This is a genomic window from Streptomyces echinoruber (assembly GCF_014651135.1).
GTDB lineage: Bacteria > Actinomycetota > Actinomycetes > Streptomycetales > Streptomycetaceae > Streptomyces > Streptomyces echinoruber.
Genome location: NZ_BMWH01000050.1, coordinates 1 through 22,854, shown reverse-complemented (window position 1 = coordinate 22,854; position 22,854 = coordinate 1). Strand labels below are relative to the sequence as shown.

Below are 22,854 nucleotides of genomic sequence, written 5' to 3'. Positions count from 1 at the left end.
GTGTCCTCGTTCGGCATCAGCGGCACCAACGCCCACCTCATCCTGGAAGAAGCCACCGAGGAAGCCGTTCCGGAAGAGACCGCCCGGGAGGCCGACGCCGGCACCGGCGAAACGGCGGGCACGGACGGCACCCTGCCCTGGGTGCTGACCGCGCGCAGCCGCGCGGCGCTCCGCGCGCAGGCCGAGCGCCTGCTGACCCACGCCGGGGAACACCCCGGGCACACCGCCGCCGACATCGGCCTGTCCCTGGCCGCAACCCGCGCCACCTTCGAGCACCGCGCCGTCGTCCTGGGCGAGGACCGCGACGCCCTCCTCGACGGCCTGCGCGCCGTCGCCGCCGGCGAACCGGCTGCCCACACGGTGACCGGAACCTTCCGCGGCGAGGGGAAGACCGCGTTCCTGTTCTCCGGGCAGGGCTCCCAACGCCTCGGCATGGGGCGGGAGTTGTATGACGCCTTCCCCGCCTTCGCGGAGGCTTTCGATGCGGTGGTGGCCGAGGTGGGGGAGGAGCTGCGGCAGGTCGTCTTCGGGGACGACGCCGAGCTGCTGAACGAGACGCGCTGGACGCAGCCGGCCCTGTTCGCCGTCGAAGTCGCCCTGTTCCGGCTGGTGGAGTCCTGGGGCGTGCGGCCGGATTACCTGGTGGGGCACTCGATCGGGGAGCTGGCCGCCGCCCATGTGGCCGGGGTGCTGTCCCTGCCGGACGCCTGCCGTCTCGTCGTCGCCCGCGGGGAGCTGATGCAGCAACTCCCCACGGGCGGGGCGATGGTGGCCGTCGAAGCCGCCGAGGAAGAAGTCCTGCCGCTGCTCAAGGGCCGTGAGACCGAGGTGGCGGTGGCGGCCGTCAACGGGCCGCGCGCCGTGGTCGTCTCAGGCACCGAGGAGGCCGTCACGGCGGTCGCCGGGGAACTGGTGGCACAGGGCCGCCGCACCACCCGGCTGCGCGTCAGCCACGCCTTCCACTCGCCGCTGATGGAACCGATGCTGGCCTCCTTCCGCGAGGTCGCCGAGTCCGTCGCCTACGCGCCCGCCGGCATGGCCGTGGTCTCCGACGTCACCGGGCGGGCCGCCGCCCCGGGCGAGCTGGAGTCCGCGGAGTACTGGGTGCGGCACGTGCGCGAGGCGGTCCGGTTCGCCGACGGCGTCTCCTGGCTGGCGGAGCACGGCGTGACCCGGTTCGTCGAGATCGGCCCGGACGGCACGCTGACCGCCCTCGCCCAGAGCAACGTCCCCGACGCCGCGGACCTGCTGTTCGTGCCCGCCCTGCGCAAGGACCGCGACGAGCGGAACGCGCTGCTCGCCGCGCTCGCCCAGGCGTTCACCAAGGGCGTCGACGTGGCGTGGGCCCGCGTCTTCGACGGGACCGGCGCGCGCACGGTGCAACTGCCCACCTACGCCTTCCAGCGGCAGCGGTACTGGCCCAAGCCGCCCGTCCTGCTCGGCGACGTCGGCTCCGCCGGCCTGCGCCCCGCGCAGCACCCGCTGCTCGGCGCGGCCGTCGAACTCGCCGGCGGCGACACCTGCCTGTTCACCGGCCGGCTCTCGCCGAGCAGCCGGCCGTGGCTGAGGGACCACGCGCTCACCGGCACCGCGCTCTTCCCCGCCACCGGCTTCCTCGACCTGGCGCTGCACGCCGGGGCGCACACCGGGTGCGACCGGGTGGAGGAGCTGACCATCCTCGCCCCGCTGCCCCTGCCCGAGCGCGGCGGCGTCCACGTGCAGGTGCGCGTGGAGGCCCCCGACGCCTCCGGTGCCCGCGCCCTCACCGTCCACGCCCGCCCCGAGGACGCCGCGGCCGACGACCCGTGGACCCTGCACGTCACCGGCCTGCTCACCCAGGACCGGCAGGCGCCCGCCGCATCGCCGTACGACTTCACCGTGTGGCCGCCGAAGGACGCCGAACCGGCGCCGCTGGACGGCTTCTACGAGCGGTTCGCCGAGCGCGGACACCTCTACGGGCCGCTGTTCCGGGGGCTGTCGGCCGTGTGGCTGCGGGGCGAGGAGGTGTTCGCCGAGGTGGCGCTGCCCGACGGCGCCGACCCGGCCGCCGGAGCCTTCGACCTGCACCCGGCGCTCCTCGACGCCGCCCTGCACGCGGTGATGTTCGTGCCCATGGAGGACGCCGGACGGCTGCCGTTCTCCTTCAGCGGCGTGCGCCTGGAGGCCGCCGGCGCCGGGGCGCTGCGCGTCCGCATGGTGCAGACCGGCCCGGAGACGGTCGGTCTGGCCCTCGCCGACCCGGCCGGTCGCGCCGTCGCCCACATCGAGGCGCTCACGCTGCGCGAACTCACCGGCGACATCGCCGGATCCACCGTCGGCACGCCACGGCAGCAGCACCTGTACGAGCTCGACTGGACGGCGCAGGCCACCGGCACCGCCGACCCGGGCACCGTATGGACCGTCGTCGGCGCCGGCACCGACGCCGGCACCGACGACGGCGCCGCGCGCGAGCTGGCCGCCGCCCTTCAGAACGCGGGCTTCCAGGCGCGCGTCGTACCCGGCCTGGAGGCGCTCGCCGCGCCGGACACCGAGGTGCCCGGGACCGTCCTGCTCACCGTCCCGGACGGCGACGGCCCCGGCGGCGACCCGGCGGACGCGGTGCACACCGTCACGCACCGGATGCTGCGGACCGTCCAGCAGTGGCTGACGGAACCGGCCTTCGCACACGCCCGGCTGGCCGTGGTCACGCGGGGCGCCGTGCGGGCCGACGCGCGGCCCGTGGACCCGGCGCAGGCGGCGGTGTGGGGCCTGGTGCGGTCGGCCCGCTCCGAGAACCCCGGCCGCTTCGTCCTCGTCGACACCGACGCGGCGCCCGCCTCGGCGGCCGCGCTGCCCGCCGCGCTCGGCACGGACGCCGTCGAACTCGCCGTCCGCGACGGCGCGGTGACCACGCCCCGGATCGTGCCGCTCGCCGCGGACGGCGCCCTGACTCCGCCGTCCGGTACGGACGGTGCGGGCGGTACGGGCGGTGCGGACGCCTGGCGGCTGGAGGTCGCGGAGAAGGGGACCTTGGACGGTCTGCGGCTGGTGCCGTGTCCGGGGGTGGCGCGTGAGCTGGGGCCGCGGGAGGTGCGGCTGTCGGTGCGGGCGGCGGGGGTGAACTTCCGTGACGTGCTCACCGCGCTCGGCATGTACCCGGGCGAGTCGACCGCGATCGGTCTGGAGGGGGCCGGTGTGGTCACCGAGGTCGGCGCGGAGGTGACCCGCTTCGCGCCCGGCGACCGCGTACTCGGCATGTTCGACGGGGCGTTCGCCCCCGTCGCGGTGGCCGACGAACGGCTGCTCGCCCGTATCCCGCGCGGCTGGACCTTCGCCCAGGCGGCGACCGTTCCCATCACGTTCCTCACCGCCTACTACGGCCTGGTGGATCTGGGGGGTCTGCGTCCGGGTCAGTCGGTGCTGGTGCACGCGGCGGCGGGCGGGGTCGGCTCGGCGGCGGTGCAGTTGGCGCGGCATCTGGGCGCGGAGGTGTTCGGCACCGCCAGTCCGGGCAAGTGGGCGGCGCTGCGGGCGGCCGGGCTGGACGGGGCGCACCTGGCCTCCTCCCGCGACCTGGACTTCGAGCACGCCTTCCTCAAGGCCACCGGCGGCAAGGGTGTCGACCTCGTCCTGGACTGTCTGGCGCGGGAGTTCGTGGACGCCTCGCTGCGGCTGCTGCCGCGCGGCGGACGCTTCCTGGAGATGGGCAAGACCGACATCCGCGATCCGCGGCAGGTCGCCGCCGACCATCCCGGCGTCGAGTACCGCGCCTTCGACCTCGTCGAGGCCGGCGCCGACCGGATCGGGGAGATCCTGGACGACCTCATGGCGCTGTTCGAACAGGGCGTGCTCGCCCCGCTGCCGGTGACCGCGTGGGACGTGCGGCGGGCGCCGGAGGCGTTCCGGCACCTGAGCCAGGCCCGGCACGTCGGCAAGGTCGTCCTCACCCTGCCCACCGCACCCGACCCGCGGGGCACCGTCCTGCTGACCGGCGGCACCGGCGGCCTCGGCCGGCTCACGGCCCGCCACCTGGTGGCCGAGCACGGCGTGCGCCACCTGGTCGTCGCCAGCCGCAGCGGGCCCGACGCGCCCGGCGCCGCCGACCTGCGCGAGGAACTGACCGCCCTGGGCGCCGAGGTGACGATCACCGCCTGCGACATCGCCGACCGCGACGCCCTCGCCGGGCTCCTCGCCGGCATCCCCGCCGACCGGCCGCTCACCGCGGTCGTGCACACCGCGGGCGTCCTCGACGACGGCGTCGTCACCTCCATGACACCGGAACGGCTGGACACCGCGCTGCGGCCCAAGGCCGACGCCGTGCTCGCCCTGCACGAGCTGACCCGCGACCTGGACCTGGCCCGGTTCGTGGTGTTCTCCTCCGTCGCCGGCACCTTCGGCGGGGCCGGGCAGGCCAACTACTCGGCCGCCAACGCCTTCCTCGACGCGTTCGCCCAGCACCGGCGCGACCTGGGCCTGCCCGCGACCTCCCTCGCCTGGGGCACCTGGCTGCCGGACGCGGGCATGACCGGCACGCTCACCGACGCCGACCGGGAGCGGCACGCCCGCACCGGCATGGTGCCGCTCGACGCGCCGACCGGCATGCGGCTGCTGGACGCCGGCGCCGCCGGCGACCGCGCCGTACTGCTGCCGATGCGTCTCGACCGGGCGGCGCTGCGGCAGCACGCCGACGCACTGCCGCCGCTGCTGCGCGGCCTGGCCGGGGCCCCGGCCAGGCGCCGGGCCGAGGCCGCCGCACACCCGGCCGGCGCGGCGGACACCCCCGCGCTGGCCGACCGGCTCGCCCCGCTGAGCGGACCGGACCGCGAGCAGCTCCTGCTCGACCTGGTCACCGAGCAGGCCGCGGCCGTCCTCGGCCACGCCTCCGCCGCCGGCATCGAACCCGACCAGCCGTTCAAGGAGCTCGGCTTCGACTCGCTCACCGCGGTCGAACTGCGCAACCGCCTCACCGCGGTCACCGGGCTGCGCCTCCCGGCCACGCTGGTGTTCGACCACCCGACACCCGCCGCCCAGGCCGCCCACCTGCTGACCGTGCTCGACCTGCCCGACGCGCCCGGCGGCACCGAGGCACTGCTCGGCGAGGTCGACCGCCTGGCCGCCGCGCTGGCCGGCGCCGACGTCGAGGACGCCGCCGACCGGGCCCGCGTCGCCGACCGGCTGCGCGACCTGCTCGCGCACTGGCAGGGCGCACCCGTCCCGCAGCCCGAGCGGGCGGACGGCACCGACGACGACGGCGGTGCCCCGGACAACGACCCGGACAACGACCCGGACGGCGACCTGGACGAGGTGTCCTCCGCCGACGAGCTGTTCGACCTCATCGACCGGGAGCTGGGCACCGCATGACACGGCAGCGCACCCCCGCCTCCCGCACCCCCGCCCCCCGCACCACCGCTCCTCGCTCCAAGGAAGGGACACCCGTGGCTGACGACGACAAGTACGTGGACTACCTCAAGCGGGTGACAGCGGAGCTCCGGCAGACCCGCCGCCGGCTGCGCGAGGTGGAGGACAAGAACCGCGAGCCCATCGCCGTCGTCGCGATGAGCTGCCGCTTCCCCGGCGACGTCGCCTCCCCGGAGGACCTGTGGCGCCTGGTCGACGAGGGTCGCGACGCCATCGGCCCGCTGCCCGGCGACCGCGGTTGGGACATCGAGGACCGCTTCGACCCCGACCCCGGCACACCCGGCACGTTCTCCACCCGCGAGGGCGGCTTCCTGCACGACGCGAGCGCCTTCGACGCCGCCTTCTTCGGCATGAGCCCGCGCGAGGCCCTCGCCACCGACCCGCAGCAGCGGCTGCTGCTGGAGGCCGCCTGGGAGGCGCTGGAGCGGGCCGGGATCCGCCCGAACACCCTGCGCTCCAGCGCCACCGGCGTCTTCGTCGGCGCGGCCACCTCCGGATACGGGCAGGGCCCGGTGGAGGTCCCCGAGGACGTGCACGGCCTGATGCTCGCCGGCAACGCCACCTCCGTGGCCTCCGGCCGCATCGCCTACGTGCTCGGCCTGCAGGGCCCCGCCGTCACCGTCGACACCGCCTGCTCCTCCTCCCTGGTCGCCCTGCACTGGGCGGTGCGGGCCCTGCGGGCGGGGGAGTGCGACCTGGCGCTGGCCGGCGGCGTCGCCGTCATGGCCACCCCGGGGCTGCTGTTCGAGTTCAGCCGGCAGCGCGGGCTCGCCCCCGACGGCCGGTGCAAGGCGTTCTCCGACGACGCCGACGGCACCGGCTGGTCCGAGGGCGTCGGCCTGCTCCTCGTGGAGCGGCTGTCCGACGCCCGCCGCAACGGGCACCCCGTGCTCGCCGTGGTGCGCGGCACCGCCGTCAACCAGGACGGCGCCTCCAACGGCCTGACCGCCCCCAACGGCCCCGCCCAGCAGCGCGTCATCGAGCAGGCCCTCGCCGACGCCGAGCTGACCGCCGCCGACGTCGACGCGGTCGAGGCACACGGCACCGGCACCACCCTCGGCGACCCCATCGAGGCCCAGGCGCTGCTGGCGACGTACGGCCGCGCCAGGGACGCCGACCGCCCGCTGCTGCTCGGCTCCCTGAAGTCCAACCTCGGGCACACCCAGGCCGCCGCCGGTGTCGCCGGCGTCATCAAGATGGTGCAGGCGCTGCGGCACGGGAGGCTGCCGCGCACCCTGCACGTCACCCGGCCCACCACCCACGTCGACTGGAGCGCCGGCCACGTACGGCTGCTGACCGAGCCCGCCGACTGGCCCGACACCGGCGACCGCCCGCGCCGCGCCGCCGTGTCCTCCTTCGGCATCAGCGGCACCAACGCCCACGCGATCCTGGAGGCCGCCCCGCCGGCCGAGCCGGACACCGAAGCGACGCAGGAACTTACGCCCGGAACGGCGCAGGAACCCACGCCCGGCACGGCGCAGGAGCCCGCGGCCGGACCGGGCGAGGAACCGTCGCCGCTGCCCGCCGTCCCCTGGATCCTCTCCGCCCGCAGCACCGCCGCACTGCGCGCCCAGGCCGCCCGGCTCCTGGACCACCTCGACCACCTCGACCACCCCGATCATCTCGACCCCCTCGACGGCACCGGCACCACCCATCTCGACGTCGCCCGAGCCTTGGTGACGACACGTCAGGTCTTCGAGCACCGGGCCGTCGTGCTCGCCCCGGACGGTGCCGCCGCCCGGGAGCGCCTGGCGCGGCTGGCCGGGGCGGACGACGCGGCCGGGTCCGGACCGGACGTCGTCACCGGCCGCGTGCTGCGCGGCGCCACCGCCGTGCTGTTCTCCGGGCAGGGCGCGCAGCGCCCCGGCATGGGCCGCGACCTGTACGCCGCCTTCCCCGCGTACGCGCGGGCCTTCGACGAGGTGTGCGCCGCGTTCGACGGGCACCTGCCGCGCCCGCTGCGGGACGTCGTCCTCGGCGACGACGGCAGCGGCGGCACCGACGCCGCCCTGCTCGACCGTACGGAGTTCGCGCAGCCCGCCCTGTTCGCCCTCGAAGTCGCCCTGTACCGGCTGCTGGAGTCCTGGGGCGTCAAGCCCAAGTACCTCGCCGGCCACTCCCTGGGCGAGCTGACCGCCGCGTACCTGGCCGGCGTCTGGTCGCTCGCCGACGCCTGCCGCCTCGTCGCGGCCCGCGGCCGGCTGATGCAGCACCTCCCGCCCGGCGGCGCGATGGTGGCCGTGGAGGCCACCGAGGACGAGGTCGCCCCACTGCTCGCCGCGCACGGCGACGCCGTCGCCGTGGCCGCCGTCAACGGGCCCCGCGCCGTCGTCCTGTCCGGCGACGCGCCCGCCGTCGAGGCCGTCGCCGGGGACCTGGCCCGGCGCGGCCGGCGCACCCGCAGGCTGCGCGTCAGCCACGCCTTCCACTCGGCCCGCATGGACGCCGTCCTGGACGACTTCCGGTCCGTCGCCGCCGGTGTCACCGCCCGCGCCCCGCGGCTGACCGTCGTCTCCAACGTCACCGGCCGGCCCGCCACCGCCGAGGAACTCGCCTCCCCCGACTACTGGGTGCGCCACCTGCGCGGCACCGTCCGGTTCGCCGACGGGATCGCCTGGCTCGCCGCGCACGGCGTGACCCGGTTCGCGGAACTCGGCCCCGACGCCACCCTCACCGCCCTCGCCCCGTCCTGCCTGCCCGACGACACCACCGAGCGGATCTGCCTGCCCGCCCTGCGCCGGGACCGGCCGGAGCCCGAGACCCTGCTGGCCGCCGTCGCCGGCCTGTTCGCGCACGGCGCCGCCGTCGACTGGGAGGGCATGCTCGGACCCGGCCGCGGCCCGGCCGTCGACCTGCCCACCTACGCCTTCCAGCGCGAGCGGTACTGGCTGCCGGCGCGCGCCGCGGGCACCGGGGACGTCACCGGCGCCGGCCTGGGCACAACGGGCCACCCGCTGCTCGGCGCCGCCGTGCGCGTCGCCGACGACGGGCGCGTCCTGCTCACCGGGCGCCTGTCGGCCCGCACCCAGCCCTGGCTCGCCGACCACGCCGTCGCCGGCACCGTCCTGCTGCCGGGCACCGCCTTCGTCGAACTCGCCCTGCGCGCCGGCGACGAGGCGGGCTGCGCCCTGCTGGAGGAACTCACCCTGGAGGCGCCGCTCGTACTGCCGGAGCACGGCGCCGTCCAGCTCCAACTCACCCTGGGCGCCCCCGACCCGGCCGGGCGCCGGCCGCTGGCCGTGTACGCCCGCGCCGAGGACGCCGCCGGCGACGACCCGGACGCGCCCTGGACCCGGCACGCCACCGGCACCCTGGCCCCGGCCGCCCCCGAGCCGTCGTACGACCTGGCGGCCTGGCCGCCGCCCGGCGCCCGCCCCGTCCCCCTCGACGGCTTCTACGCCGCCCTCGCGGACACCGGCTACCACTACGGCCCCGCCTTCCAGGGCCTGCGGGCCGTGTGGCGCGACGACACCGGCTGGTACGCCGAGGTCGCCCTCCCCGAGGACCAGCACCGGGACGCCGCCCGCTACGGCCTGCACCCCGCGCTGCTCGACGCCGCCCTGCACGCCCAGCTCGCGGGCGGCGAGGACACGCAGGACCGCACGGTGGGCCTGCCGTTCTCCTTCGGCGGCGTCGCCCTGCACGCGGTCGGCGCCACCGCGCTGCGCGTCCGCATCGAACCGGCGGGCGCCGACGGCGTCACGCTGCGCCTCGCCGACACCACCGGGCAGCCCGTCGCCACCGTCGGCACGCTCGTCTCCCGCGCCCTGCCCGCCGACGGGCCCGGCCCGGCCGGCCCCGCGGCCGACGGCGCCCTGTACACCGTGCGGTGGCTCCCGGCGGCTCCCGCAGCGCAGCCGGCCGGCCCCGCGGACGGCGCCCTGGTTCCGCCGTCCGGTACGGACGGTGCGGGCGGTGCGGGCGCCTGGCGGCTGGAGGTCGCGGAGAAGGGGACCTTGGACGGTCTGCGGCTGGTGCCGTGTCCGGGGGTGGCGCGTGAGCTGGGACCGCGGGAGGTGCGGCTGTCGGTGCGGGCCGCGGGGGTGAACTTCCGTGACGTGCTCACCGCGCTCGGCATGTACCCGGGCGAGTCGACGGCGATCGGTCTGGAGGGGGCCGGTGTGGTCACCGAGGTCGGTGCGGAGGTGACCCGTTTCGCGCCCGGCGACCGGGTGCTGGGCATGTTCGACGGGGCGTTCGCCCCCGTCGCGGTGGCCGACGAGCGGCTGCTCGCCCGCGTACCCGACGCCTGGTCCTTCGAACAGGCCGCCACGGTGCCGGTCGTCTTCCTGACCGCCTACTACGCCCTGGTGGATCTGGGGGGTCTGCGTCCGGGTCAGTCGGTGCTGGTGCACGCGGCGGCCGGCGGGGTGGGCTCGGCGGCGGTGCAGGTGGCGCGGCATCTGGGCGCGGAGGTGTTCGGCACCGCCAGTCCGGGCAAGTGGGCGGCGCTGCGGGCGGCCGGGCTGGACGGGGCGCACCTGGCCTCCTCCCGCGACCTGGAGTTCGAGCACGCCTTCCTCAAGGCCACCGGCGGGCGGGGCGTGGATGTGGTCCTGGACTGTCTGGCGCGGGAGTTCGTGGACGCCTCGCTGCGGCTGCTGCCGCGCGGCGGGCGCTTCCTGGAGATGGGCAAGACCGACATCCGCGATTCGCGGCAGGTCGCCGCCGACCATCCCGGCGTCGAGTACCGCGCCTTCGACCTCGTCGAGGCCGGCGTGGAGCGGACCGGGCGGATGCTCGCCGCGCTGATGGACCTCTTCGCGCAGGGCGTGCTCGCCCCGCTGCCGGTGACCGCGTGGGACGTGCGGCGGGCGCCGGAGGCGTTCCGGCACCTGAGCCAGGCCCGGCACATCGGCAAGGTCGTCCTCACCCTGCCCGAGACGCCCACCGGGGCCTCCGGCCCGGTCCAGGCGCCCCCCGTCGAGGGCTGGTACGCCGCCGGTGCCGACGACCCCGCGCTCGACCCGTCCTGGCCCCGCGCCGACACCCCCGACGCCCTGCCGCAGACTCCGGCCGCGGTCGTCCTGCCCTGCCCGGCCGGCGCCGGACCCGACCCGGCCGCGGCCGCCTCCCGTCTGCTGGGCGTCCTGCAGACGTGGCTCGCGCACGACCGCGCGGGCGACGCCCCGCTCGTGGTCCTCACCCACCGCGCCGTCGCCACCCGCACCGGCGAGGACGTGCCGGACCCCGCCGCCTCCGCCGTCTGGGGCCTGGTCAGGTCCGCGCAGACGGAGAACCCCGGGCGGCTGGTCCTGGTCGACGTCGACGACACCCCGGCCTCGCTGGCCGCCCTGCCCGCCGCCGTCGCCACCGGGGCGCCGCAACTCGCCGTCAGGGAAGGCGAGTTGCTCGTCCCGCGCCTGGTCCGCGCCGACGCCGGGGACGCCGGGGCGCGGCCCGCCTGGGACCCGGAGGGCACCGTCCTCGTCACCGGCGGCACCGGCGCCCTGGGCGCCCTGGTCGCCCGGCACCTCGTCACCGTGCACGGGGTGCGCAGCCTCGTCCTGGCCTCCCGGCGCGGCCCGGACGCCCCGGGCGCCGCCGACCTCGCCGCCGAACTGACCGCGCACGGCGCCCGGGTGGCCGTCGAGGCCTGCGACACCGCCGACCCCGAGGCGCTGGCCGCGCTGCTCGCCCGTATCCCGGCCGACCGGCCGCTGCGCGGTGTGGTGCACGCCGCCGGCGTCCTGGACGACGGCGTCCTCGGAGCGCTCACCCCCGAGCGGCTGGCGCCCGTGCTGCGGGCCAAGGCCACCGCCGCGCTCGCGCTGCACGAGGCCACCCGCGGCACCGACCTGACCGCCTTCGTGCTGTTCTCCTCCGCCGCCGGGCTCCTCGGCGGCGCCGGACAGGCCGGCTACGCCGCCGCCAACACCGTGCTGGACGCGCTCGCCCACCACCGGCGCGCCCACGGCCTGCCCGCCGTCTCCCTCGCCTGGACCCTGTGGGAGACCGACGGTGGCATGACCGGCGGCCTGCGTGAGGACGACGTACGGCGCATCGCCGCCTCCGGGCTGCCCGCCCTGCCGCCCGAGCACGGCCTGCGCCTGCTGGACGCCGCCCTGCGCCACGGCGAGGCGCTGCTCGCGCCGCTGCGCACCGACACCGCCGTACTGCGCGCGGCCGCCCGGCAGGGCCGGCTGCCCGCCCTGCTGCACGGCCTGGTCCCCGCCGCCCCGGCCCGGCGCACCGCCGGCCGCGACACCGGCACCGCCGGCGACGACCTCGCCCGGCGGCTGGCCGGCCTGACCGAGGGGGAGCAGGAGCGCCTGCTGCTGGACCTGGTGCGTCGGCACGCCGCAACCACCCTCGGCCACGGCGACGCCGCCGCCGTTGGCGCCGACCAGGCGTTCAAGGACCTCGGCTTCGACTCCCTCACCTCCGTCGACCTGCGCAACCGCCTCGGCGCCGCCACCGGTCTGCGGCTGCCCGCCACCGTCGTCTTCGACCACCCCCGGCCCACGGCCCTCGCCCGCCACCTGCGGGAACGCCTCCTCGGCGGCAGCGGCCCCGACGCGGTGGCGGCCACCGCCGCGGCCGTCGACGACCCCGTCGCCATCGTCGCCATGGCCTGCCAGTACCCCGGCGGCGTGACCGGCCCGGAGGAGCTGTGGCACCTGTTCGCCGAGGGCGGCGACGCCATCGGCGCCCCGCCCGCCGACCGCGGCTGGGACCTGGACCGGCTGCCCGGCCTGCGGGGCGGATTCCTGTACGGCGCCGCCCACTTCGACGCCGCCCTGTTCGGCATCCCGCCGCGCGAGGCGCTGGCGACGGACCCGCAGCAGCGGCTCGTCCTGGAGGCGTCCTGGGAGGTGTTCGAACGCGCCGGCATCGACCCGCTGTCCCTGCGGGGCAGCCGCACCGGCGTGTTCGTCGGCGCCATGGGCTCCGGCTACGGCTCCGGCGTCACCGACGTCCCCGAGGGCGTCGCCGACTACCTCGGCCTCGGGACGTCGGCCGGCTTCCTGTCCGGCCGCGTCGCCTACACCTTCGGCCTGGAAGGGCCCGCGGTGACCGTCGACACCGCCTGCTCCTCCTCCCTGGTGGCACTGCACCTGGCCGCGCAGGCCCTGCGCAACGGCGAGTGCTCCCTGGCGCTGGCCGGCGGCGTCACCGTCATGGCCACCCCCGGCACCTACACCGCGTTCACCGCCCACAACGGGCTGGCCGCCGACGGCCGGTGCAAGGCGTTCGCCGCGGCGGCCGACGGCACCGGCTTCTCCGAGGGCGTCGGCGTGCTGCTGCTGGAGCGGCTCTCCGACGCCCGCCGCAACGGGCACCCCGTGCTCGCCGTGGTGCGCGGCACGGCCGTCAACCAGGACGGCGCCTCCAACGGCCTGACCGCCCCCAACGGCCCCGCCCAGGAACGCGTCATCCGGCAAGCGCTCGCCGCGGCGGGCCTGACCCCGGCCGACGTGGACGCCGTGGAGGCGCACGGCACCGGCACCCGCCTCGGCGACCCCATCGAGGCGCAGGCGCTGATCGCCACCTACGGGCAGGACCGGCCCGCCGGCCGGCCCGTGCTGCTCGGCTCGGCCAAGTCCAACCTCGGCCACACCCAGGCCGCCGCGGGCGCCGCCGGCGTGATGAAGATGGTGCTGGCCATGCGCCACGGCGAACTGCCCCGCACCCTGCACGTCGACCGGCCCTCCCCGCACGTCGACTGGTCCGCCGGCGCCGTCGAGCTGCTCACCGGGCCGCGCCCCTGGCCCGCCGAACCCGGCCGGCCCCGCCGCGCCGGCGTGTCCTCCTTCGGCATCAGCGGCACCAACGCCCACGTCGTCCTGGAAGAACCCCCGGCGGCGCCCCCGCCGCCCGAACGGCCCGAGGCGCCGCGGCGGCCGCGGATCTTCCCCGTCTCCGGCCACACCCCCGAGGCGCTGCGCGCCCAGGCCGCCCGGCTGCGCACCCACCTCCTCGCGCACCGCCCCGACCCGCGCGACCTCGCGCACACCCTGACCACCGCCCGGCCCGCCCTGGACCACCGCGCCGCCGTCGTCGCCGCCGACCACGACGAGCTGCTCGCCGGCCTCGCCGCCGTCGCCCGCGGCGAGAGTGCCGACGGCGTGACCGCCGGCACGGCGGGCACCGGCGGCCGCACCGCCTTCCTCTTCAGCGGCCAGGGCTCCCAACGGCCGGGCATGGGACGCGAGGTGTACGAGGCGTACTCGGCCTACGCCGAGACCTTCGACGCGGTCTGCGCCGAACTGGACCGCCACTTGGACGGCCCCCCGCTGCGCGAGGTGGTGTTCGCCGCCGAGGGCAGCGCGCGGGCGGCCCTGCTGGACCGCACCGCCTTCACCCAGGCGGCTCTGTTCGCCGTGGGCACCGCCGCCCACGCCCTGCTGCGCTCCTGGGGCGTGCGGCCCGACCTGCTGATGGGCCACTCCATCGGCGAGCTGACCGCCGCCCACGTGGCGGGCGTGCTGAGCCTGCCCGACGCCTGCCGGCTCGTCGCCGCCCGCGGCCGGCTGATGCAGGCCCTGCCCGAGGGCGGCGCGATGATCGCGGTCGAGGCCACCGAGGAGGAGGTGCGGCCGCTGGTGGCGGACCCGGCCGGCCGCGCCGCCGTCGCCGCGGTCAACGGCCCGGCCTCCGTGGTGCTCTCCGGCGACACCGACGCCGTGGAGCGGCTCGCCGCGCACTTCGCGGACCGGGGCCGTCGTACGACCCGGCTGCGGGTGAGTCACGCCTTCCACTCGCCGCTGATGGAGCCGATGCTCGCGGAGTTCCGGAAGGTCGCCGAGTCCGTCGCCTACGCCTCCCCGGCCATCCCGGTGGTCTCCAACGTTACCGGACGGGCCGCCGTTCCGGGCGAGCTGGAGTCCGCGGAGTACTGGGTGCGGCACGTGCGTGAGGCCGTGCGGTTCGCCGACGGCGTGCGCACCCTGGAGGACGAGGGCGTCACCACGTACGTCGGACTCGGCCCCGACGCCACGCTCACCACCCTGGTCCGCGCCGGCCTGCGCCACGCCGGCGCCGCTGCCGCCGTACCGCTGCTGCGCCGCGACACCCCCGAGGTGCGCACCGCGCTGCACGCGGCCGGCGTACTGCACGCGCGCGGCTGCGGAGCCGACCTCACCCGGCTCGGCGGCAACGGCGACACCGGGGCCCGCACGATCGACCTGCCCCCCTACGCCTTCCAGCGCGAGCCGTACTGGCTGCGGCCCACCGCCGCCGCTCCGACGGCCGCGCAGGACGCGCCGTTCTGGGAGCTCGTCGAGCAGGCCGACGCCGCCGCCCTCGCCGACCGGCTCGGCCTGCCCGAGGACGCGCCGCTGGAGGCGGTGCTGCCGGCCCTGGCCGCCTGGCGCCGCGACAGCCGCCGCGGCGGCGAGGAGGCAGCCTGGGAGCACCGCGTGGTGTGGCGGCCCGCGCCCGACCCGGCCGCCGCCGCCCTGACCGGGCGCTGGCTGCTGCCCGTGCCCGCCGCCCTGGCCGGCGGACCCTGGGCGGCGTCGATCGCCGACGCCCTCGCCGCGCACGGCGCCCGCGTGACGCTCCTGCCGGTCGACTGCGCCACCGCCGACCGCGGCACGCTCGCCGCGGAGCTGGCCGCCCTGCGCGCCGAGGACCCCGAGGTCACGGGCGTCCTGTCGCTGCTGGCGGTGGACGACCGCCCGCTGCCCGGCCATGTCGCCACCCCCGCCGGACTGGCCGCCACCCTCGCCCTGCTGCAGGCGCTCACCGCGAACGGGACGGACACCGCGAACGGGACGGACGCGGCGGGGACGGACACCGCGCCCCTGTGGTGCGTGACCGCCGGCGCCGTCGGCGTCTCCCCGCAGGAGCCGCCCGCCCACGTCGAGCAGGCCGCCGTGTGGGGGCTCGGCCGCACCGCCGCCCTGGAGCACCCGCGCACCTGGGGCGGCCTGGTCGACCTGCCGGCCGGCACCGGCGCCGCCCTCCCCGACGGCGTGGCCCGCCGCCTGGCCGCCGCCCTCGGCGCGCCCGGCGGCGAGGACCAGATCGCGGTGCGCGCCCACGGCACCCACGTACGCCGCCTGGCGCGCGCCGAACGGCCCGCCGAACCGGACACCGCGCCGGTGGTGTGGAAGGGCACCGTCCTGCTCACCGGCGGCACCGGCGCGCTCGGCGTGCGCACCGCCGCCTGGCTGGCCGCGCAGGGCGCCGACCGCCTGGTCGTCGCCGGCCGCTCCGGCGCCGCCGGCGAGGGCGCCGACCGGCTGCGGGCCGCCCTCGCCGGCACCGGCACCGACCTCGTCCTGGCCGCCTGCGACGTCGCCGACCGAGACGCCCTGGCCGCGCTGCTCGCCGCACACCCCGTCGACGCCGTGGTGCACACCGCCGGCGTCCTGGACGACCGGCTCCTCGACGGTCTCGACCCGGCCGCCCTGGAGGCGGTGCTGCGGCCCAAGCTGGCCGCCGCCCGCCACCTGGACGAGCTGACCCGGGACCGGGAGCTGTCCGCCTTCGTGCTGTACTCCTCCCTCTCCGGCACCCTCGGCTCGGCCGGGCAGGCCAACTACGCGGCCGCCAACGCCTGCCTGGACGCGCTGGCCGAGCGGCGCCGCGCGGCCGGCCTGCCCGCGACGTCGATCGCCTGGGGACCGTGGGCAGGCGGCGGCATGGCCACCGCGAACGCCGCGACCGAGGAACGCATGCGGCGCGGCGGCCTGACCCCGCTCGACCCCGAGCGGGCCCTGGACGCCCTCGGCCGCGCCGTCGCCCGCGGCGCGGCCGCGCCCGCCGTCGCCGACGTCGACTGGGAACGGTTCGCGGCCGGCTTCACCGCGGCCCGGCCCAGCCCGCTGCTGTCCGACCTGGCCGGCACCGCCGGCCCCGCGGCGGCCGCCGGCCCGGCGTCCGGCGGCACGGACGCGGCACCCGGCCTGCGGGCCCGGCTCACCGGGACGAGCGCCGCCGAACAGGAGCGCATCCTGCTCTCCCTGGTCCGCACCCACGTCGCCGCGGTCCTCGGCCACGCCACACCCGACCGGGTGGAGGCCGGCCGCGCCTTCGGCTCGCTCGGCTTCGACTCCCTCAGGGCGGTCGAGCTGCGCAACCGCCTCGAAGCCGCCACCGGCCTGCGGCTGCCCGCCACCCTGCTGTTCGACCAGCCCACCCCGGCCGCGCTGGCCGGGCACCTGCGCGACCGGCTCGGCGAGGACACCGACCCCGCCGCGGCGGTGCTCGCCGACCTCGACCGGCTGGAGACGGCCCTGGCCGGCCTGCCCGCGGACGACACCCGCCGCGACCGCATCGGCGCACGCCTCAAGGCGCTGCTCACCCGCTGGGACGGCACCGGCCCGGCCGCGTCCGCCGCCGCGGCGGCGGACGACGTCAGCGCCCGGATCGACTCCGCCGCCGCGGAGGAGATCTTCGACTTCATCGAGAACGACCTCGGCATCTCCTGAACGCCGCGGCCACCGACCGGGAGACGGTGAAGAACGCATGAGCAATGAGGACAAGCTCCTCGGCTACCTGAAGAAGGTCACCGCCGACCTGCACCGGACACGGCAGCGGCTGCGCGAGGCCGAGGAACGCCACCGCGAACCCGTCGCCGTCGTCGGCATGGGCTGCCGCCTCCCCGGCGGCGTCGCCGACCCGGACGACCTGTGGCGGCTGCTGCGCTCCGGCACCGACGCCATGAGCGAGTGGCCCGCCGACCGCGGCTGGGACACCGACGCCCTGTACGACCCCGAGCCCGGCACGCCGGGCAAGAGCTACACCCGCACCGGCGGATTCGTCGACCGGGTCGCCGACTTCGACGCCGGCTTCTTCGGCATCTCGCCCCGCGAGGCCGTCGGCACCGACCCCCAGCAGCGCCTGCTCCTCGAAGTGTGCTGGGAGGCGCTGGAACGCGCCGGCATCGACCCGCTGTCCCTGCGCGGCAGCCGCACCGGCGTCTTCGCCGGCACCAGCCTGCAGGACTACCCGGCCCTGCTCGCCCTGTCCGACAACGCCGGCGACGACGGCGTCGGCAACTCCCCGAGCGTGATCTCCGGCCGCATCTCCTACACCCTGGGCCTTCAGGGCCCCGCGGTCTCCGTCGACACCGCCTGCTCCTCCTCCCTGGTGGCGCTGCACCTGGCCGCGCAGGCGCTGCGCAACGGCGAGTGCGACCTGGCGCTGGCCGGCGGCGTCACCGTCATGGCCACGCCCACCGTGTTCCTGGAGTTCAGCCGGCAGCGCGGCCTGTCCCCGCAGGGCCGCTGCCGCGCCTTCGCCGACGCCGCCGACGGCACCGCCTGGGGCGAGGGCGCCGGCGTCCTCGTCGTCGAACGGCTCTCCGACGCCCGCCGCAACGGGCACCCCGTGCTCGCCGTGCTGCGCGGCTCCGCCGTCAACCAGGACGGCGCCTCCAACGGCCTGACCGCCCCCAACGGCCCCGCCCAGGAACGCGTCATCCGGCAGGCCCTGAACTCCGCCGGCCTGTCCCCGGCCGACGTGGACGCCGTCGAGGCGCACGGCACCGGCACCCGCCTCGGCGACCCCATCGAGGCGCAGGCCCTGCTCGCCACCTACGGCCAGGACCGGCCCGCCGACCGGCCGCTGTGGCTCGGTTCGGTGAAGTCCAACCTCGGCCACACCCAGGCCGCGGCCGGCGTGGCCGGCGTCATCAAGATGGTGCTGGCCATGCGCCACGGCGAACTGCCCCGCACCCTGCACGTCGACCGGCCCTCCACCCACGTCGACTGGAGCGCGGGCCGCGTCGCCCTGCTCACCGAGCCCCGCCCCTGGCCCGCCGAACCCGGCCGGCCCCGCCGCTGCGGCGTCTCCTCCTTCGGCGTCAGCGGCACCAACGCCCACGTCATCCTGGAGGCCGCGCCCGAGGAACCGGCCGCCGCCGAAGAGTCGGCCGCCGAAGAGCCCGCCGCCGGGGAGCCGGTCGTTGGAGAGCCGGTCGCTGAAGGGCCGGCCGCCGAGGCGCCCGCGCAACCCCCGCAGGCGAGGGGGCCGTTCGCGTTCCTGGTGTCCGGCCGCACCGCCGCCGCGCTGCGCGCCCAGGCCGCCCGGCTGCACGCCCACGTGCACGACGGCCCCGGCCGCGCCCAGAACCCCGCCGACCTCGCCTGGTCCCTCGCCACCACCCGGCCCGCGCTGGAGCACCGCGCGGTCGTCGTCGCCCACGACCACGACGGCCTCGCGCGCGGCCTGCGCGCCCTGGCCGACGACACCCCCGAGGCGTCGGCCGTGCGGGGCGTCGCCGACACCGAGGGCGGCCCCGTGCTGCTCTTCCCCGGGCACGGCGCCCAGTGGGAGGGCATGGCCGCCGAACTCCTCGACACCGACGAGCGGTTCGCCGCCCACGTCGACGAGGTCGCCCGCGCCGTCGAGGCGCACACCGGCTGGTCCGTGCGCAACGTGCTGCGCGGCGCCGACAGCGCGCCCCCGCTGGAGCGGGTCGACGTCGTGCAGCCGGTGCTGTTCACCGTGTGCGTGGCCCTGGCCCGGCTGTGGCAGGACCACGGGGTGCGGCCCGCCGCGGTCGCCGGCCACTCGCAGGGCGAGATCGCCGCCGCCCACGTCGCCGGCGCGCTCACCCTGGACGACGCCGCCCGCATCGTCGTCACCCGCGCCCGCGCCCTGGCCGCGCTCGCCGGCCGCGGCGGCATGCTGCACGCGCCCCTGCCGCTCGCCGAGGCCGAACGGCACCTGGCCCGCCACGCGGGCCGGCTCGCCGTCGGCGCCGTCAACGGCCCGCGCAGCGTCGCGGTCACCGGCGAGGAGACGGCGCTCACCGCACTGGAGCGCGAACTGTCCGCCCAGAGCCTGCGGGTGCGCCGCATCCCCATCGGCTACGCCTCCCACTCGCCGCAGGTCGAGGACGTCCGGGACGCCCTGCTCGACGGCTTCGCACCGGTGCGGCCCCGGCCCGCCGCGATCCCGTTCCACTCCACGGTCACCGGCACCCGCGTCGAGGACACCACGCGGCTCGACGCCGACCACTGGTACCGCAACGCCCGGCAGACCGTCCGCTTCGAGGACACCGTGCGCGACCTCGCCGCCGCCGGGCACCGCGTGTTCCTGGAAGTGGGCCCGCACCCGGTGCTCACCGGCGCCGTCGGCGACACCCTCGACGCGCTCGGCGGCACCGACGGCGGCGCCGTCCTGGGCACCCTGCGGCGCGGCGACGGAGGCCGCCGGCGCTTCCTGCTGTCGGCGGCCGAACTCTTCGTCCGCGGCGGGCACGTCGACCTCACCGCCGCCCACGGCGGCACCGGCCGCCGCGTCGACCTGCCCGTCACCGTCTTCCAACGCCGCCGCCACTGGCCAGAGTTCACCCGCACCAGGGCCGCGGCGACCACCCGGTCCGCCCCCGCGGACGCCGCGTTCTGGACCGCCGTCGAGAACGACGACCTGCCCGCGCTCGCCGCCGCCCTCGACGTCACCGAGGACACCGTCTCCCCGCTCCTGCCGGCCCTGGCCGGCTACCGGCGGCGCAGCACCGAGCACGCCGCCGCCGACGGCTGGCGCTACCGCATCGCCTGGCACGCCCTGCCCGAGCCGCCCGCGCCCCGCCTCACCGGCACCTGGCTCCTGCTCGTCCCGCGCGGCCACGAGGACACCCCCGCCGCCGCGGCCGCCGCCGCCGCGCTGGACCGGGCCGGCGCCCGCCCCGTCACCGTCGTCACCGACCCCGCCGCCGACCGCACCGCCCTGGCCGCCGCCCTGTCCGGCCCCGCCACCGAAGCGGCCGGCGCGGTGTCCCTGCTCGCCCTCGACGAGGAGGCGCACCCCGACTTCCCCCACCTGCCCCGCGGTTTCGCCGCCACCGTCGCCCTCGTCCAGGCCCTCGACGACCTCGGCGCCCGCCTGCCCGTCTGGTTCGTCACCCGCGGCGCCGTGGCCGCCGGCCCCGACACCGGGACCGACGCGCCCGCCCAGGCCCTGGTGTGGGGCTTCGCCCGGGTCGTCGCCCTCGAACAGGCCGACTGCTGGGGCGGCCTCGCCGACCTGCCCGCCGACGTGGACGAGCGGACCGGCGACCGCCTGGCCGCGCTGCTCGCCGGCCTCGACCACGAGGACCAGGTCGCGATCCGCACCACCGGCCTGTTCGGCCGCCGGCTGGTGCGCGCCGCCACCGGCGGCCGGCCCGCCCGCCGCACCTGGCGCCCGGAGGGCACCGTCCTCGTCACCGGCGGCACCGGCGCCCTGGGCCGCCACGTGGCCCGCTGGCTCGCCCGCGGCGGCGCCCGCGACCTGCTGCTCGTCAGCCGCTCCGGCCCCGACGCCGACGGCGCCCGCGAACTCGTCGCGGAACTCGCCGGCCTCGGCGCCCGCGCCGAGGTGGCCCGCTGCGACGTCGCCGACCCCGACGCCCTCGCGGCCCTGCTGGCCACCGTGCCCGCCGACCGCCCGCTGACCGCCGTCTTCCACACGGCGGCCGTCCTGGACGACGGCGTGATCGGCTCCCTCACCCCCCGACGGCTCGCGGACGTCCTGCGGGTCAAGGTGGGCGGCGCCCTCAACCTGCACGCCGCCACCGCCCACCTCGACCTGTCCGCCTTCGTGCTGTTCTCCTCGTCCTCCGGCGTCTTCGGCAGCCCCGGACACGGCAACTACGCGCCCGGCAACGCCTTCCTCGACGCCCTCGCCGCCCACCGGCGCGCCCGGGGACTGCCCGCGACCGCGATCGCGTGGAGCGGCTGGGCCGAGGGCGGCATGGCCTCGGGCTCCGTCGGCGCCCGCCTGGAACGCCACGGCGTCCGCCTCATGGCCCCCGGCACCGCCGTCACCGCCCTGCAGCAGGCCCTCGACCACGACGACACCGCGCTCGTCGTCACCGACATCGACTGGGACGTCTTCGCCGCCGAACTCGCCCGCGGCCGGCCGCGCCGCCTGTACGCCGAGCTCCCCGAGGCCCGCCGCACCCCGGCCGGCACCGGGCCGGCCGGGACGGAATCCGACCGGCCGGAGGACGGCCCGCTCGCCGAGCGGATCGCCGCCCTGAACGAGCGCGACCGCCGGCACGCCCTGCTCGGACTCGTCCGCGCCCACATCGCCCACGTGCTCGGCCACGCCGGCCCCGAGGACGTCGAACCGGCCCGCGCCTTCCGCGAACTGGGCTTCGACTCGCTCACCGCCGTCGAACTGCGCAACAGCCTGAACCGGGCCACCGGCCTGCGCCTGCCGAGCACCCTCGTCTACGACCACCCCACGCCCGCCGCGCTCGCCGAGCACCTCGGCGCCGAACTGGCCCCGGCCCGGGCCGCCGCGGCCGCCGCCGCACCGGCCGCCGGCCCGGCCGACACCGAGGACCCCGTCGTCATCGTCGGCATGGCCTGCCGCTTCCCCGGCGGCGCCGACTCGCCGGAGGCGTTCTGGCGGCTGCTGGCCGACGGCGTCGACGCCATGGGCCCCTTCCCGCAGGACCGCGACTGGGACCTGGACGCCCTCTACGACCCCGAGCCCGGCACACCCGGCCGCACCTCCACCCGCACCGGCGGATTCCTCGACTCCTTCGCCGACTTCGACCCGGCGTTCTTCAACATCTCGCCGCGTGAGGCGACCGCGATGGACCCGCAGCAGCGGCTGCTGCTGGAGATGGCGTGGGAGGCGTTCGAGCGGGCCGGCATCGACCCGCGCACGCTGCGCGGCAGCCGCACCGGCGTCTTCGCCGGCACCAACTACCAGGACTACACCCAGCGTCCGCTCGCCCTGACCGACGACACCGACGCCCACCTGGGCACCGGCACCTCCGCCAGCGTCATGTCCGGCCGCGTCGCCTACACCTTCGGCCTGGAGGGGCCGGCGGTGACGGTGGACACGGCGTGCTCGTCGTCGCTGGTCGCCCTGCACCTGGCGGTGCGGGCGCTCAGGTCGGGGGAGTGCGACCTGGCCCTGGCGGGCGGCGTCACGGTCATGTCGACCCCGGGTCTGTTCCTGGACTTCTCGCGGCAGCGGGGGCTGGCGGCGGACGGGCGGTGCAAGGCGTTCGCGGACGCCGCGGACGGCACCGGGTTCTCCGAGGGCGGGGGGCTGCTGCTGGTGGAGCGCCTGTCGGACGCGCGCCGCCACGGGCATCCGGTGCTGGCCGTGATCCGCGGCTCGGCGGTCAACCAGGACGGCGCCTCCAACGGGCTGAGCGCCCCGAACGGGCCGGCGCAGCAGCGGGTGATCCGGGCGGCGCTGGCGGATGCCGGGCTGAGCGCGGCGGACATCGATGCGGTGGAGGCGCACGGCACCGGCACCAGGCTGGGGGATCCGATCGAGGCGCAGGCGCTGCTGGCCACCTACGGGCAGGATCGGCCGGTGGAGCGGCCGGTGTGGCTGGGGTCGGTGAAGTCCAACATCGGGCACACCCAGGCGGGGGCCGGGGTGGCGGGGGTGCTGAAGATGGTGCTGGCGCTGCGGCACGGGGTGCTGCCGCGCACGCTGCACGTGGAGACGCCCTCGACGCACGTGGACTGGGACGCCGGTGCGGTGGAGCTGCTGACCGAGCAGCGGGCGTGGCCGCGGACGCAGGGCCGTCCGCGGCGGGCGGGG

At 77.6% G+C, this 22,854-nt stretch carries 3 protein-coding genes; all 3 read left to right on the top strand.

What is annotated here, in order from left to right; translation table 11 throughout:
* Positions 1 to 5,340: type I polyketide synthase (locus IE225_RS31670; RefSeq protein WP_229880193.1), on the top strand; the 5,340-nt coding region annotated here is incomplete at its 5' end.
* Positions 5,341 to 5,414: 74 nt separating this feature from the next.
* Positions 5,415 to 16,778, top strand: a complete 11,364-nt coding sequence (locus IE225_RS31665; RefSeq protein WP_229880192.1) for a type I polyketide synthase — start codon at positions 5,415 to 5,417, stop codon at positions 16,776 to 16,778.
* A gap of 37 nt (positions 16,779 to 16,815) precedes the next feature.
* On the top strand, positions 16,816 to 22,854 hold a 6,039-nt coding region (locus tag IE225_RS31660; protein ID WP_190061112.1), incomplete at its 3' end, for a type I polyketide synthase.